The sequence below is a fragment of the Solwaraspora sp. WMMD792 genome (genome assembly GCF_029626105.1).
Lineage (GTDB): Bacteria > Actinomycetota > Actinomycetes > Mycobacteriales > Micromonosporaceae > Micromonospora_E.
Map to the genome: position 1 here is coordinate 3870764 of NZ_JARUBH010000009.1, position 15585 is coordinate 3886348.

Annotated in this window: 13 protein-coding genes and 1 pseudogene; 3 read left to right on the top strand and 11 right to left on the bottom strand. The window is 70.7% G+C overall.

All coding sequences use genetic code 11. The annotated features are described in order from the left end of the window. Window positions 1-55: 55 nt before the first annotated feature. The 7 genes and pseudogenes from O7629_RS18360 to O7629_RS18390 form a co-directional block, all read right to left on the bottom strand. The gene (locus O7629_RS18360) at window positions 56-1234 is read right to left on the bottom strand and encodes an ROK family protein (RefSeq protein WP_278170604.1); all 1179 of its coding nucleotides are present in this window, start codon (window positions 1232-1234) and stop codon (window positions 56-58) included. 343 nt (window positions 1235-1577) lie between these two features. Then, window positions 1578-2693, bottom strand: a complete 1116-nt coding sequence (locus tag O7629_RS18365; RefSeq protein ID WP_278170605.1) for a sugar phosphate isomerase/epimerase — start codon at window positions 2691-2693, stop codon at window positions 1578-1580. Between the two features lie 420 nt (window positions 2694-3113). Then, window positions 3114-3925 (bottom strand): annotated as a pseudogene (locus tag O7629_RS18370) (ABC transporter permease). Window positions 3926-3955: 30 nt separating this feature from the next. Next, window positions 3956-4792 carry an ABC transporter permease gene (locus O7629_RS18375; protein ID WP_278170606.1) on the bottom strand — a complete coding sequence of 279 codons (837 nt, stop codon included), beginning with the start codon at window positions 4790-4792 and terminating at the stop codon, window positions 3956-3958. Window positions 4793-4906: 114 nt separating this feature from the next. Continuing rightward, window positions 4907-6046 carry a nitroreductase family protein gene (locus O7629_RS18380; protein WP_278170607.1) on the bottom strand — a complete coding sequence of 380 codons (1140 nt, stop codon included), beginning with the start codon at window positions 6044-6046 and terminating at the stop codon, window positions 4907-4909. A 120-nt stretch (window positions 6047-6166) separates the two neighbouring features. Continuing rightward, window positions 6167-6847 carry a GNAT family N-acetyltransferase gene (locus O7629_RS18385; protein WP_278170608.1) on the bottom strand — a complete coding sequence of 227 codons (681 nt, stop codon included), beginning with the start codon at window positions 6845-6847 and terminating at the stop codon, window positions 6167-6169. A 12-nt stretch (window positions 6848-6859) separates the two neighbouring features. Then, a complete protein-coding gene (locus O7629_RS18390; protein WP_278170609.1) occupies window positions 6860-7798 on the bottom strand; it encodes an ABC transporter ATP-binding protein in 939 nt (312 codons plus the stop codon). A gap of 268 nt (window positions 7799-8066) precedes the next feature. Between O7629_RS18390 and O7629_RS18395 the strand changes: the two genes are divergently transcribed. Further along, complete coding sequence (locus O7629_RS18395) at window positions 8067-9257, top strand: ROK family transcriptional regulator (protein WP_278170610.1); 1191 nt, start codon at window positions 8067-8069, stop codon at window positions 9255-9257. 73 nt (window positions 9258-9330) lie between these two features. Here O7629_RS18395 and O7629_RS18400 read toward each other — a convergent pair whose 3' ends face one another. Continuing rightward, window positions 9331-9858, bottom strand: coding sequence for a hypothetical protein (locus tag O7629_RS18400; protein ID WP_278170611.1), 528 nt, complete (start codon window positions 9856-9858; stop codon window positions 9331-9333). Then, window positions 9858-11759 (bottom strand): DNA primase, encoded by a 1902-nt coding sequence (dnaG, locus tag O7629_RS18405; protein WP_278170612.1) that lies wholly within the window; start codon window positions 11757-11759, stop codon window positions 9858-9860. The genes O7629_RS18400 and dnaG overlap by 1 nt, the downstream gene beginning before the upstream one ends. A gap of 286 nt (window positions 11760-12045) precedes the next feature. Between dnaG and O7629_RS18410 the strand changes: the two genes are divergently transcribed. Then, window positions 12046-12342: a hypothetical protein gene (locus tag O7629_RS18410; protein WP_278170613.1), complete on the top strand. Its 297-nt coding sequence runs from the start codon at window positions 12046-12048 to the stop codon at window positions 12340-12342. 24 nt (window positions 12343-12366) lie between these two features. Here the strand turns inward: O7629_RS18410 and O7629_RS18415 are convergent, their stop codons facing one another. Together O7629_RS18415 and O7629_RS18420 are read right to left on the bottom strand one after the other, a co-directional pair. Further along, window positions 12367-13662, bottom strand: a complete 1296-nt coding sequence (locus O7629_RS18415; RefSeq protein WP_278170614.1) for a deoxyguanosinetriphosphate triphosphohydrolase — start codon at window positions 13660-13662, stop codon at window positions 12367-12369. A gap of 620 nt (window positions 13663-14282) precedes the next feature. Next, entirely contained in the window at window positions 14283-14633 is a 351-nt protein-coding gene (locus O7629_RS18420; protein WP_278170616.1) for a VOC family protein, read from the bottom strand. 462 nt (window positions 14634-15095) lie between these two features. On the opposite strand from O7629_RS18420, the gene O7629_RS18425 reads away from it, so the two are divergent. Next, on the top strand, window positions 15096-15584 hold the full coding sequence (locus tag O7629_RS18425) for a roadblock/LC7 domain-containing protein (RefSeq protein WP_278170617.1): 489 nt from the start codon (window positions 15096-15098) through the stop codon (window positions 15582-15584). The last annotated feature ends 1 nt before the right edge of the window (window position 15585 follow it).

Consider the following 15585-nt stretch of genomic DNA (forward strand, 5'->3'; position numbering starts at 1 on the left):
GCCGGGGTGCCGCCGGGCTCGTCGACCGGCGCGGCGCCGGTGGCCTCGGGGGCGCTCACGACGCCTGCTCGAAGGCGACGTCGCTGGCCAGCACGGAGGCACCGGTCACGCCGGCCCGCGAGCCCAGCTCGGAGAGCACGACCGGCAGGTTGCCGGTGGCCAGCGGCAGCGACCGCCGGTAGACCACGCTGCGGATCTCGGCCAGCAGGATGTGCCCGAGGTGGGCCAGACCACCGCCGATCACGATCATCGACGGGTTGGCGAAGCTGACCAGACCGGCGAGGACGCCGCCGAGCCGTCGGCCGCCGTCGCGGATCAGCCGGATGCAGGTGACGTCGCCTTCCATGGCGCACTCGGCGACGTCGCGCGCGGTGAGCTCGGCCCGCTGGGTGAGCCGCTCGGCCAGCGCCGGAGAGGTGCCGGCCCGGGCGGTGGCGGCCGCCTCCTTGGCCAGCGCCGCACCGCTGAACAGCGCCTCCAGGCATCCCGCGTTGCCGCAGGAGCACATCGGACCGTGCGAGTCGACCTGGATGTGGCCGATGTCGCCGGCGCAGCCGTCGATCCCCCGGTAGACCTGGCCCGCGAGGTAGATGCCGCAGCCGACGCCGGTGCCGAGCTTGACGAACAGGAAGTCGTCGACCGAGTGGGCCACGCCGCCGTGCCGTTCCCCGATGGCCATGATGTTCACGTCGTTGTCCACCACCGCCGGGCAGCCGTGCTCCCGGGCGAGCAGCTCACGGACCGGGAACCGGTCCCAGCCCGGCATGATCGGCGGGGAGACCGGCACTCCGTCGCGGTAGCTGACCGGCCCGGGCACCCCGATACCGATACCGTCGAGGCGCTCGTGCACCCCTTCGACCCGGGCCTTGGCGAGCAGCTCGTTGATCCGGTGCAGGATGACCTTCGGCCCCTGCCGGATGTCGGCGGGCTCGGTGTACGCGGCCACCGGCTCCAGCCGGCCGTTGGTGATCTCCACGTCGACCGAGCTGGCACCCAGGTCGATCGCGGCGAACCGCAGGTCCGGGTTGAGCTCAACCAGGGTCGAGCGGCGGCCGCCCCGTGAGGCGGCCATTCCTGCTTCGGTCACGAAGCCGGAGGCGACCAGCCGCTCCAACTCGGACAGCAGGCGAGGGCGGGGAATCTCCAGCTGGTCGGCGAGCTCGGCCCGGGAGACCGGTCCGTTGTCCCGCAGCAGTCGCAGCAGCTGGAGGTGCAGAGGATCCGCCGTACGCATGGGTCCACCTCCGACCGTGAGTTAACACCGAGGCGACCTCGGCGTGTCGTGACCGAAACACTAAGAGTCTTCTCAGCCTCGTGTCCAGAGTTTCGGTCTGCTGAAGCAAAACTTTTTCTGTTCGTGACAGAAGTTGGGGAAGCATGCTCGAACAGGGGTTGACCTGGCCCGATGAATCTGGTTCAGGGCACGAGGGATCGACAGACCGGCCCGCTACGACGAGGGCGGAACGGGCACGCGGAACCGGGGTGTCGACCGCCGCCGTGACGGCGGTCGGCACCCCGGACGGGCACCCGCGGTTGGATCAGTGGCCGCCGCGCCGGGTGGCTCGGCGGCCAGTGGATCACTCGCTCTGGCTGTAGACGGTCAGCTCCGACATGTGCTGGTAGCTGCGCTCGGCGAACTCCAGCGACTGGCCCGGGTTCGCCGAGCCACCGGGAGCGGTGTCCTGCTCCCAGTTGGCGTGGTGGAAGTCGTAGTGCCCGATGGTCTGGAAGAACTGCTGGAAGTTGATGTCGCCGTCGCCCATCGGCGTCATCTCGTAGCCGTTGCTCAGCTCGGGGTTCTTGTCGCCGTCCTTGGCATGGAACAGCGGGAACCGCCGGGGCCGACGGGCCACGGTCAGCAGCGGGTCGAACACCCGGGTCCGCTCCTGACCGGCCGAGTTGACGAAGGTGTGGTGCTTGTGCCGGGCGACGTAGCCCCAGTAGATGTCCATCTCGAAGTAGACGTACTTCGCGTCGGTCTTGGCCATGAAGTACTCGAGCTTGCGGACGCCGGACGACCGGGTCGGCCGTCCCTGGTCGTCCAGCGGACCGGCGTCAAGCAGGAAGTTGTACGCCGCGTCGTGGTTGTGCGTGTAGAGCCGCATCTTGCGGTCCCGGGCCTGACGGCCGAGCTCGTTCCACAGGTCAGCAGCCGCGTCCCAGTCCGACTGATAGTCGCTGCGGGTCGGGTCGCTGCCGGTGCCGATGTTCTTCATGCCGAGTTCTTCGGCGATGTCCAGTTGCTCCTGGAAGGTGTCCGGCCGGATCGACACGTGGCAGCCGTTGGCGACCAGCCCGTTGTCGTCCAGGATCTTGCGGATCTCGGTCGGCGTGATCTGCCGGCCGAGGATGTCGGGGTGCTGGTTGTAGCCGGCGAACTCGATCTCCTTGTAGCCCATCTCGGCGAGGCGGGCCAGGACCCGCTCGAAGCCGTACGGCACGCCGCTGTCGTCCGGGGCCGCACCGATCCGGTCGCGGACCGAGTAGAGGATGATGCCCCGGTTCTGCTCGGGGATCAGCGGGTCCACGGACCAGCCGCCGCCGGCCCGGGCCGGCCGGCTGGTCTGCAGCACCGGCAGCCCGGCCGCGCCGAGTACGGCGGCGGCGCCGGCCGACGCGGCGAGGATGTTGCGGCGGGTGAGCGCGGGGTTGGGCGGAGTGAGCTGACCGTTGCGGCGTAGCACCTCGTCCATTCTTGTCCACCTTTCTGCAGCGGCTCGCAGAGCCGCCGATGACGAGTGAGGAGGGTCGGGGTGTACGGAGTCGCACGCCGCCGAAACGCACGACCCCGGGGGCGGAGGGGGTTCGGATGGGTGGGGGTTCGGGTCGGTGCCGCGGTGGCGGCACCGACCCGAACCGCGGCTGTCTCCGCCACGCCCCTGGCGGGAGACAGCTCGGGCCTGGTGGCCCTGGTCGCGACCGGCGTTTACGACGCTGTGTCGCTGGTGTTACGTCTGGGGCAGACATTAACCCCAGAGACCAGGGGAAAGAAAGACCCCGACGAACCAAACTTTCAGGTGAACTACCGATGGCTTTGTCTTCTACCAGCCAGAAGTCTCTACCACAAGACCCAGATAGATCGATGGCTGTCGCAGAAGGGTGCTCCTAGGACGTCAGTTGCAGAGCAGCCGACCGACCCGACGCCCGGCGACGGTCAGCCCGAGCACCGTCACCGCGACGAGATAGCCGACGTCGACCAACTGCATCCACCCGACAGTGTCCACGGCGATCGCCCGGATCAGATGGACCGACCGGTACAGCGGGGTCAGCTCAACCAGCCAGCGCAGCACCGACGGGTACGCCTCGGCCGGCACGAACGTCCCGGAGAACAGGAAGACCGCGAACTGGGCCGAGCCCATCAGGTCGAAGTCCTGCCAGCTGCGCATGTAGGTGGACAGCGCCATGCCGAGCCCGCCGAAGGCGAACCCGACCAGGATCGCGGCCGGGAACGCCAGCAGCGCCCGGGGACCGTCGTCAGCCCCATCACGACCATCACCAGCAGGAAGGTCGCCGAATAGATACTGCCCCGCGCCATCGCCCAGCCGAGTTCACCGAAGGCCAGCTCGGTCGGGCGGACCGGGGTGGCCAGGATCCCGTCGTAGAGCTTGACGAACTTCATCTTGGCGAAGAAGTTGAACGTCGTCTCCGACAACGCGCCGGTCATCGCCGAGGCGGCGAGCATCGCCGGCGCGACGAACGCGGCGTACCCGATGACGGCCCCACTGCCCGGCAGGGTGATGTCCCCGATCAGCCGGCCCACGCCGACACCGATCGAGAACAGGTAGAGCAACGGCTCGACCACCCCGGAGATCATCACCACCCAGTACGCGGACTTCAGGGCGGCCGCGTTGCGCTCCATCACCGACCCGGCCCGCCGCACTGCCGCGCCGACCCCGAGCATCTGCGGCAGGACGAGGGTCACCACTGTTGCCTCCTCTAGTGGATCAGACGCTCTCTAGTGGATCAGACGCTTGCGGAACCGGGTAACGGCCAGCCACCACCCGGCCGCCACCCAGAGGCTCAGGTAGCCGAGATGCCCGGGGACGGACCAGGCGGGCGTGGTGCCGAGCGAGGCCGCCCGACACAGGTCGACCCCGTGCCAGAGCGGCGACAGGTACGCCAGCCAGCGCACTGTCACCGGCAGCGACTCCACCGGAAAGAACACTCCGGCGAACAGGGTCATCGGGATGACCGCGAACCGGAACACGATGACCATGTAGCTGTCGCTACGGATGGTGGCCGCGAAGGCGGCCACCGGCAGGGCGACGGCCGCTGCCAGCAGCACGGCCACCGGCAGGGTCAGCACCGCCCAACCCGAATGCAGCGCACCGAACGCGGCGGCCACCGCGAGGAAGGCCACGGCGCTGGCCAGCACCCGCAGCAGGACGAAGGCGAGCAGCCCACCGACGATGTCGGCGATCCGTAACGGAGCGGCTATCTGTGAGTAGTAGATCCGTTGCCAGGTGAACCCGCCCAGCACTGGCCAGGAGGACTCCCCGATGGCCACCTGCAACGCGGTGGAAGCGATCAGACCGGGGACGATCCAGTCGAGATAGCTGAACCCACCGACCCCCTGGTCGACGTAGGCTCCCACCCCCACACCGAAGCTGAGCACCGTCAACAGCGGCAGCAGGAACGACGAGAAGACCGACGACCGCCAGGTCCGCCGGTAGGCGGTCAGGTTGGCTTCCAGGACGCTCGACGCCGGCCCGAACCAGCTCCGGGCCCGCGCCCCGGTCGATCGCGCGGTTGTCGTGGCCGTCGGCGTCGCGCCAGTGTCTGTCCCGGACATCCGTCGTCGCCCTCCCCCGTACCCGGTCCCCGGCCGATGTTGTACCGCCCGGGTACGACATCGTGGAAACGACGCCCCGGAACGATCGCCCGGGATCCGCCGGCCCGGCGTACTCTACGGCGACGACGGGACATCCTCACCGGGATTTCCGTCTCCCGGGTCCGCCGACCGGGCTACGGTGCAGAGCACCTCGGCCAGCGGGCGTCGCGGCGTGGCCGGGGCGGGCTGACCGTAGCCGACCCGGACGACCATCTGCGCCACGGTCCCCCGCCGCTGGCTGGCCAGCAGTTGCCGGATCCCGGGTATCTCCAACGGCTGACTGATCGGGGTGGTCGCCAGGTTCTCGACGGTGGCCAGCAACAGCACCCGTTGCAGCGCCTGCCCGGCGGCCAACCACTGCCGCTCGGTGTCGCCCGTGGTGGACAGCACGAGGATGGTGGGGTACGGCTCGAAGCGTTCGGTGGACCGGGTCAGACGCGGCGCCACCAGGCCGAAGTCACGGATCGGCAGGGTTTCCAGGGCGTCCCACGGACCGATCGCCGAGCGGGGAATCCCCTCCCGCCGCCCGTGCCTGGGCATCGTCCATCGGGACAGTTCCGCGCGGTAGGCGCCGTCGGCCCGCTGCCGCTGTTCGGCGCTGCGGGCGAGGGTGAGAATCGCCCCTCGGGCGACGGCACCGGCGACGGCGAGCTCTGCTCCCTCTCGACGTGCCGCGACGACCAGACCCTCGATCACGTCGGCCGGAACGACCGCCGGAGTGAACGGCCAGCGGTTGGTGTGTCGCCGGGGGATGGCATCGGCCAGCGCCGCGAGCTGTGGGTACGGTGCGGCGGTGCGCCCGGGGACGACCCGGGCCACCAGGTCCGGTTCGGCCGGGTCGGGAAACGGATGGACCTCGGGCAGCCAGCCCTGCTGCCGCAGGGCCACCCGCAGGTTGAACAGGGCCGCCCCGACACTGATCAGCAGTTCCCGGCCCGCAGGATCGATGACGTCCAGCTGACGGTGCCGATCGGCGAGGACCTCGATGGCCGGCGCGGGCACGCCGTCGGGTCCGTCCGTCGCCGGGTGGGTGCCGCCCTCGCCAGGGCCGGCCCGGCCACCGGGCCGGATCCGGAACCGCCACGGCTGGCTGTTGTGCAGTGACGGCGCGGCGACGGCAGCCCGTACGCAGGCGACGGGATCGTACGAGGAGCCAGCCCCGCCGGGCACGGCGGCGGTGTCGGGCGCGGGTGCTGGTACGCGTTCCTCGGTCACAACCCCAGCCTGATCCGCCGATGCCCGGCCGGCCCAGAGGCTTCCGCCCGTCCGGGCAGGGTCCAACGGGCCTGGTCGAAGACCGCCGGGCGAGGGCCCGCCCGGATGGCGACCCAGCTGTCAGTGCGGACGGTTGCCCTCGATCGCCGGCGGCATCCGGGCTACCGACATCGTCCGGGTGCCGCTGGCCGCCGCAGCGTGCGCCGCCCAGTCGACCCGGCGCACCTCGTATTCGACCTCGCCGTGCTCGACGCCCTCGATCGGATCGTCCCACTGCAGGTGGAAGCAGCGGGCCAGGCGTAATCCGGCCGCCTCCATCACCCGCCGCGAGGCGACGTTGACCGCCATCGTCTCGGCGAAGACCCGGTCGACGGTCGGGTGGTCGAACGCCATCCGCAGCAGCGCTCGGGCACCCTCCGAGGCGTACCCCCGGCCCCAGGAGGCGCGCCGCAGTCGGTACCCGAGCTCCACCTCGGTGATCGCCAGCCGACCACCCCGGCCGTTGACCACACCGCTGGCGGGACCGACACCGGCCGGCCCGGCGGCGGCCGGCTTCAGCGCGAACCAGCCGATGAAGGCACCGCTGGAGCGCTCGATGGCGGCCCACTTGCCGAAGCCCGGAAAGCGCAGATAGTCACGCAGGATCGCGGGCAGGACCTCGCGGCGTACGGTTTCGGCCGGGGTCGGTCTGCCCCCGGTGAGGTACCGCATCACCTCGGGGTCACTGTCCAGCTCGACGAGCAGTGGCAGGTCGTCGATGGTGAAGCGGCGTAGTGACAGCCGGTCGGTCTGCGCGATCATGCCCGGCCGATTCTAGTCGATCAGGGTCCGGCCGGTGAGATGCAGGAAGACGTCCTCCAGACCGCTGCGCCGGATCAACGCGCTGGTCGGCGCCAGCCCACGGCGGTGCACCTCGTTGAGCGCCCCGTCGCCGTCGCCGGTGTAGAGCAGGATCCGGTCCGGCAGCACCTCGGTCCGTTCGGCGATTCCGTCCAGTTTGCCGGCGAAGCTGTACTGGTCGTCGGTCGGGAACCGGAGTTCGACCACCTCCCGGGTGGAGTAGCGGGTGATCAGGTCCCGTGGCGAGCCCTCGGCCACGATCCGACCGCCGTCCATCACCACCAGTCGGTCGCAGAGCTGCTCGGCCTCGTCCATGTAGTGCGTGGTCAGCACCAGGGTGACACCCCGTTGCTTGAGCCGGAACAGCCGCTCCCACACCAGGTGCCGGGCCTGCGGGTCCAGCCCGGTGGTCGGCTCGTCGAGCAGCACGATGTCCGGCTCGTTGACCAGGGCACGGGCGATGGTGAGCCGGCGTTTCATGCCGCCGGACAGCGGCTCCACCTTGCTGCCCGCCCGGTCGCGCAACTGCACGAAATCGAGCAGTTCGTCGGCGCGTCGCCGGGCGACCGGTCGCGAGATCTGAAAGTAGCGGGCGTAACTGACCAGGTTCTCCCGTACCGTCAGTTCCTGGTCGAGGTTGTCCAGCTGCGGGCAGACGCCGAGCCGGGCCCGGATCGCCGGGCCGTCCCGCTGCGGATCCATCCCGAGGATGCGCAGGGTGCCGCCGCTGGGCGGGGAGACGCAGCCCACCATCCGCATGGTGGAGCTCTTGCCGGCGCCGTTCGGCCCCAGGAAGCCGAACGCCTCACCGGGCGCGACATCGACGTCGATGCCGGCGACCGCGGTGAACGCCCCGAACCGCTTGACCAGACCGCGTGCGTGGATGAGTGGCCCGCTACCCCGTTCAGTCACGGCCACGACGCTACCGCGCGGCCCCGACAGGGACGCCAGCGAGTTTCGCGAGCAGGCGTCTTTCGTCAGATCGAGGACAAAGTACGGTACGAACATCTTGAAGTTTTAGCTTCAATGCACTAAGTTTGCCATCCTGACTCGCTACTCCCGGGTCGGCGGGCGAGTTCGTCACCTCGCCCGGTCCCTGCCCACGCCGGTCCGCTTCGCCCGCGTGTCCACCGGCCCTCCACGTCGGACGACGCCACGTGCCGGACCCAGGTAAAGGACAATGACCAACGTGTTGGGAGTGTGGCCGGAGAACACGCATCAGGCGCAGATTCTGCGCCTGCTCCGCGACGGCCCGTGCTCGCGCGCCGAACTCGGCGACGCGGTCGGCCTCTCCAGGTCGAAGGTGGCCACCGAGCTCGACCGGATGATCGACCGGGGTCTGGTGGAGACCGCCGGTCCGGCCGCGTCCCGGGGCGGTCGTCCGTCGTCGATCGTCCGGATCGCCGCCGCCACCCGCTTCCTCAGCATCGACATCGGCGCGAGCACCCTGGACGTGGCGCTCACCGACGGCGAGCTGCAGGTCGTGGCCCGGCTGACCGAGCGCACCGAGCTACGTCAGGGTCCGACAGCGGTGATCGCGCAGGCCCTCGAACTGGTCACCAAACTGGCCGCCGACTCGGGAACCACGCGGTTCACCGGCGCCGGCATCGGGGTGCCCGGTCCGGTCAGTTTCCACGAAGGCGTGCCGGTCTCGCCGCCGTTCATGCCGGGTTGGCACCGCTTTCCGGTACGGGAGATGTTCAGCACCGAACTCGGCTGCCCGGTGCTGGTCGACAACGACGTCAACATCATGGCGCTCGGTGAGAAACACGCCGGCATCGCCCGTTCGTTCGACGATTTCCTGTTCGTCAAGATCGGCGCCGGGATCGGCGCCGGGATAGTGGTCGGCGGGGACGTCTACCGGGGAGCCAACGGTTGCGCCGGCGACATCGGCCACACCGCTGTCGACGAGAACGGGCCGCAGTGCCTCTGCGGCAACGTCGGCTGCCTGGAGGCGTACTTCGGCGGTGCGGCGCTGACCCGCGACGCGGTCGCCGCCGCCCGAGCCGGGCGTTCCGACCAGCTCGCCGAACAACTCGCCCGGATCGGCACGCTCACCGCGCTGGACGTCACCCGGGCGGCCGCCGCCGGCGACCCGGTCGCGGTCGGCATGGTTCGCGACGGCGGACGACGCGTCGGCCAGGTGCTGGCCCGGCTGGTGAGCTTCTTCAACCCGGGGATGGTGGTGATCGGCGGCGGGCTCGCCGGGATGGGGCACGCGTTACTGGCCGAGATCCGAGGCGTCGTCTACCGCAGCTCACTGCCGCTGGCCACCGGCGACATGCCGATCGTCCTGTCCGAGCTGGGTGACCAGACCGGTCTGATCGGCGCTACCCGGATGATCAGCGACCACGTCTTCACCGCCAGCTGAGCCGACCTGCCCGGCCCGGGCGCATCCGCTACCGGGCGCATCCGCTACCGGACGGCTCCACCACGGCGGCTGGTCACGGCTGTTGCTCGACCGACGCCCGGGCCGCGGCCACCAGTTCGGCGGTACGCTCGGGCAGCCAGGCCGCGTCGGTGTCGACGCCGGCGTCGTAGCGCACCGTCCAGCTCAGGCCGTCGATGCCGGACACCCTCCGGCCCACCACCCGAGCCCCGCCACCGTCCAGCTGGTGGTGCATGCTGTAGCCGACCGACCGGGTCACCCTGGTCCGGACCTGGTCCGGGACGTCTCCCGGGTCCGAGAGGTCGAACGAGATTGCCGGTCCGTCGGCGACCACGGTGTAGCCGTCGTGCTCCGACACCGTCTCGGCCGGCGTGACGACCAGCGTCTCGCCCGACCAGACCGCCTTGTGCACCTGGTGCCAGCCGAGCCGGGTGTCCCGGCCCGGCAACCACAGGCCCCGGTTGGTGACGACCAGCGCGCCGGTCGCGGTCCCACTCCAGGCCAGCACCCGCTCGTCACGGTCCAGCGGCGGCCGCTGGGCGGCCGGCAGCCGGGCGCTGGGCCGAAACAATCTCCACACCATCACAACCCTCCCACGGCTTGTTCGCGCAACGCACGCGCATGCTGTTCCAGGGAGAACAGCTCTCCGGCCAGGGTCAGATACTCGTCCTGGTTGGTCACCGGATTGATCCGCTGCACCTTCGACTTCAGCTCCCGGATCCGGGTGGTGACCGCTCCCCACTGCAGGCGGGCCAGGGTCACCGAGACGTAGTACGGGTCCGCGTCCCGGTCGACGTGCAGCGGTTCGACCGCCAGCTCGGCGACCAACGCCCGGGCCGCGAGGTCGGCGCAGTTGTCCCGGACCCGCTCGATCCACACCGCTCCGGTGGTGGCGGCCGCGGCCCCACCGGCCTGCGCCATCGCGTCCCGCAGCACGGCGTGTACCGGATGCTGGTAGACCTCCGCGCCGAGGTTGTCGAACATCGGACCGGCGAGCACCGGCACCTGGAGTCCGAGCTTCAACGCCTCCCGTTCGACCAGCGCCTGAGGATCGTCCGGCTCGTTGCGCGGCTTCGGCGCCGCCGGCTCGGGCACCGCCGCCCGGCCGCCAGCGGTCCGCTGCGGCCCGGCCGCCGCCGCGAGCACCGCCCGCTGCACCGGTTCGATCTCCATTCCGAGATCACCGGCGAGCTTGCGCACGTACTCCGGGCGTTTGTCCCGGTCCTTGAGCTTCGCCACCAGCGGTGCGGCCCGCCGCATCGCCTCCACCCGGCCGTCGACGGTGTCCAGGTCGAACCGGCTCAGGACCTGCCGCAGCGCGAAGTCGACCAGCGGTTCCCGGCGCGCGACCAGGTCGCGCACCGCGAGGTCGCCCTTTGCCAGCCGCAGATCGCACGGATCCATGTTGTCCGGGCTGACCGCGATGAAGGTACGCCCGACGAAACGCTGATCCTCCTCGAACGCGCGCAGCGCCGCCTTCTGCCCGGCCGCGTCCCCGTCGAAGGTGAAGATGATCTCCCCAGCGACCGCCTCGGTGTCCATCAGCAGCCGGCGCAGTACGCCGATGTGGTCCGCGCCGAACGCGGTGCCGCAGGTGGCGACGGCGGTCGGCACCCCGGCCAGGTGGCAGGCCATCACGTCGGTGTAGCCCTCCACGATCACCGCCCGGCCCTGCCGGGCGATCTCCCGCTTCGCCTGGTCGATCCCGTACAGCACGTGGGACTTCTTGTAGATCGGGGTCTCCGGGGTGTTCAGGTACTTGGGTCCGTCGTCGTCGTCGAAGAGCTTGCGCGCGCCGAAGCCGATGACGTCGCCGCCGAGCTCCCGGATCGGCCACAACAGGCGGCGCCGGAAGCGGTCGATCAACGAGCCGGACCGGGCCTGGCGGGCCAGCCCCGCGGTGATCAACTCCTGGGCGGTGTAGCCCCGCTGGCGCAGGTGCCGGGTCAGTTCGTCCCACGCGTCCGGGGCGAAGCCGCACGCGTACCGCTCGGCGGTCGCCCGGTCGAACCCCCGGCGGGCGAGGAACTCGCGGGCCGGCCGGGCCGCCGGGTCGGTCAGCCGGTCGACGTAGAACTCGACTGCGGCGGCGTGTGCCGCGGTCAGCCGTTGCCGCTGACCGGTCTGCTGGCGGACCGGCGCGGGACCGGCCTCGATGTAGCGCAGCTGGATCCCGGCGCGGGCGGCGAGCCGCTCCACCGACTCGACGAAGGTGAGGTGCTCGGCCTCCATCAGGAAGGTGATCGCGTCCCCGCCCTTGCCACAACCGTGACAGAAGTACACGTTCCGGCCGGGTGCCACGGTGAACGACGGCGTCTTCTCGTCGTGGAAGGGGCAGAGCCCTTTGAGGTTGCCACCACCGGCCGACTTGAGCGTGACGCTCTCCGAGATGATGTCGGCGATCGACGTACGCTCCCGCACCAGCGAGATGTCCTCGTCCCGGATCCGACCAGCCATGCTCTGCCGCCCCCCTTCGAGGTACATCCTGCCCTGCCGCCACCATCACCGACGGTGCGGGTGCCGGGAGCCGGGTCCCGGCACCTCACCGGCTGCGGCGAACCTCCCGAACCCCGCCCTGACCAGGCAGGCTCCTGTCAATACGCACTTTCCACGCCTCGCCGAAGAACAGACCTTGTCCTTCCCTGTGACCACGGCAATACTGTCTGTGTCGTACCTAGTGAACCGTTCGCTGGCTTGTTTCTCTTTCTTCACGATTCACTGTGTCTTGTCTACATTGCCGGATCCCCAGCCCGAAGGAGGAGGCACCCCCATGCCCCAGCTGCTGCCCGAGACCAGCGCCACCGACCACCTGGACGTGATCGCCCTCGACGAAGCGCCCCGACTGTGTGCCCTCTACCGCAGCCAGGACGCCGAGCTGGCACCGGAGGACGAGCTACCGCACATCGCCGGCTGGGTGCTGGCCTGGCCGGACGGCTCGGCCCTGACCCTGCTCACCGAGGGCGACCAGCCACGGATCATCTCCGGATCGCTGTCGAACGTCGAGACCTGGTGGTCGGCGCTGCTCGCCGCAGACCTGGTCGCGGTCCGCCCGCCGGCCGAGAGCTGAGTGAGCCACCGGCCGTGAACCGGATCAGACGCGGGTCGGACCCGGCCGCCCCGCCGGCCGGGTCAGCCGCCGGTGCCAGGAGATCGCCGCCAGATCGGTGAGTGACGCGACCTGGTCGATGATCACCCGGGCCCGGTCCCGGTCATCCGACGCGTCCGACCACAATGGGAGGAAGACCGGGTCCAGACCGGCCGGGGCGTACGCGGTCAACGCCTCGACGAGTTCGGCGAGGATCTCCCGCTGCCGCAGGTAGCCGGCGGCGGCACCCGGCCGACGCATCACGTAGCGCAACGTCAGCCCCTTCAACAGCGCGCAGCGGGCGCGCACCACCCGGGGCACCACCAGATCGGCCGCGTACCGCCGCACCGGCAGCCCGCCGGAGCGCTCCCGGGTAGCGGACACCGCGGCGGCGACGAACGCCCCGGTGAGCATGCTGGTCGTGCCCTTCAGCGCCGCCTGCGCCGGGTGGCTGCCGTCGTAGCCGACCAGCAGCCGCAACTCCGGTCGGGCCAGCAGTTCGGCCAGGATGCCGGCCAGGTCGTCGGCGGACTCGGTGGAGTACACCGCAGCGACGTCGGCCGCCAGCGCGGCCTGTTCGTCGGGGTCCGCGATCAGCCGACCGAGGTCGATGTAGCCGCCATGGATACCGTCCTCCAGGTCGTGCACCGAGTACGCGACGTCGTCGGCCCAGTCCATCACCTGCGCTTCCAGGCAGCGCCGCCGGCCGTCAGGAGCGCCGTCGCGCAGCCAGGCGAACACCGGCTGGTCGTCGGCGTACACCCCGAACTTGCGCTCGCCGGGCCCGCGTGGCCAGGGGTACTTGCAGGTAGCGTCGAGCGAGGCCCGGGTGAGGTTGAGCCCGACGGAGTCGCCGGACGGACCGATCACCTTGGCTTCCAGGCGGGTGAGCACCCGCAGCGTCTGCGCGTTGCCTTCGAAGCCGCCGTAGCCGGCGGCGACCTCGTCCAGTGCCCGCTCACCGTTGTGTCCGAAGGGCGGGTGTCCGAGGTCGTGGGCCAGGCCCGCGACGTCCACCACGTCCGGGTCACAGCCGAGCCGGGCACCCATCTCACGGGCGATCTGCGCGACCTCCAGCGAATGGGTCAGCCGGGTCCGGGGTACGCCGTCCGCACCGCTCGGATCCGCCAGATGCACCTGGGTCTTGGCCGCCAGCCGCCGAAACCCGGCCGAGTGCAGCACCCGGGCCCGGTCCCGCTCGTACGGGCTGCGCCCGTAGCCGGTGTCCTTGGCCGGCTCCGGCACCAGACGGTGGGCGTCGGCGGCGCGACCAACCGCCGGGCCGTCCGGAGAGGCACTCACCTTCAGCAGCCTAACCGCCCTGGCGGGGCGGCGAACCGGCAGCCCGACCAGGCCGGCGGGGCGGCGAACCGGACCCCTCGTGCGGCGGTGCCGTCACCCGATCGGGGTAACGATTTCGGGGTGGTTTCCAGTTTGTGTCGTGATGTTGACGTCGACCCTGCGGGACCGCACCGACCAGCCCACAATCGGGGCGTGGCTGACCAGGGGTGGACCCGTACCAGCCGGCTCGTACACATCTGCGATGTCGCCGAACCGATGCGGTACGCCGTCGAGGAGCACTGCGCCGGCCAGCTCATGGGAGAGCTGGCCGGCGCCAGCGCCTGCTGTCTGACCAGTTCGACCGGGCCGACCGGATCGGCGCGACCACCGCGCCGTCATCATCGGGTCGACATCCTGCTCGGGCGGCACCTGGTCACGGCCGGGGACGATCCGCCGCACCGCTACGCCCGGTCGGCCCGACTGGCCACGCTGGCGCTGGCCCTGCCGGCCACGGACGGCATCCTGGTCACCGCCCGCTGGCAGACCCACGGCCGGCCCGAGTCCTGCTGGCTGGGATTCGGCGACGGGCCGGACGGCCGGACGTTCCTACTGCTGCTGCAGGCCGCGGTCGAGCGGGCCACTCAGCCACGTCCGCTGAGCACGCAGAACTCGTTGCCCTCCGGATCCGCCAGCACCATCCAGGTGACGTCGCCCTGGTCGATGTCGACCCGGCGGGCGCCCATGTCGACCAGCCGTTCGACCTCCGCTGCCTGATCCGTCGGACGCAGGTCGATGTGCAGCCGGTTCTTCAACTGCTTGCTCTCCGGCACCGGGACGAAGATCAGACCGGGCAGTTGGTCCGGCGAACGCCGGATCTCCACCTCGTCCGGCGCCTCGTGCACGATCTGGTAGCCGAGCGCCTGCGCCCACCATCTGGCCAGCCGGGCCGGGTCGTGGGCGTCGACCACCAGGTTTTCCCACTGACTTGCCACCGGCCACCTCCTGAGGTCGTACGGAACCCGGTTCCAGGCCTACCGTACGGCGACCATCACCGACCCGGCAGGGTGACGGGCCAAACACCCGAAGTCAGTTTGATGATCGTTCGCAATAGCCGATCAGTTATCAGTTGCTGTCCGATTGCCGATGGTTACGGGTCCACAAAGAAACATCGCCTGCGGTAACGTGCCAGGAGCACATCGTCACTGCCGCCTCGACCGGACGATTGGACAATCCGCTGGTGTCGATCATCGACCGACCGAGGCCCGCCGGCACCCCACCCGGCCCGGTGGCGGAACCCTGCGCCCCACCGTCGCGCGACGCGCAACGTCGCCGACGCCGCGCCGACCGCAGTCGCCCTCCCCACCCGGCCACCACCCGCCCGTACGCCTGCGGCGGGTCGGTCGGGACGAGGTCGGCGACCAGCCAACCGGACGATCGAGTGAAGGAGACCGCCGGTGGACACTGACACCGCTATCGTTGCCGAGCTGAACGGGCTGCGCCACCGGGTGCCCGACGTGACCGGCTCCGTACTGACCGGGGTGGACGGCCTGCTGATCACCCACGACCTCGCCAACGCCGAGGCGGAGAGCATCGCCGCACTGGCCGCCGCCAGCGTCGGCCTGGGGCGGCGGTTCGCGATGACCGCCGGCCACGGTGACCTGCGGGAGACCGTCATCCACGGCAACCGTGGCCAGGTCGCCCTCTACCCGGTGGGCGACCGGGCGCTGCTCGCCGTGCTCGCCGGACCGGGCACCGATCCCGGCCTGCTGCACGCGCATGGCCGTCGGGCCGCCCGGTCGATCGGCGAACTGCTGCGGAGCAGGCCGGCCGGCAACGTCGCGGCACCGGTGCCGGGCCTGCTGGACAACCACGCGCCGCTGGCGGTCCGCACCCCGATGGCGACCCTGCCGTACAACCCGGCGCTACCTCGCCGCCGGTTCTGAC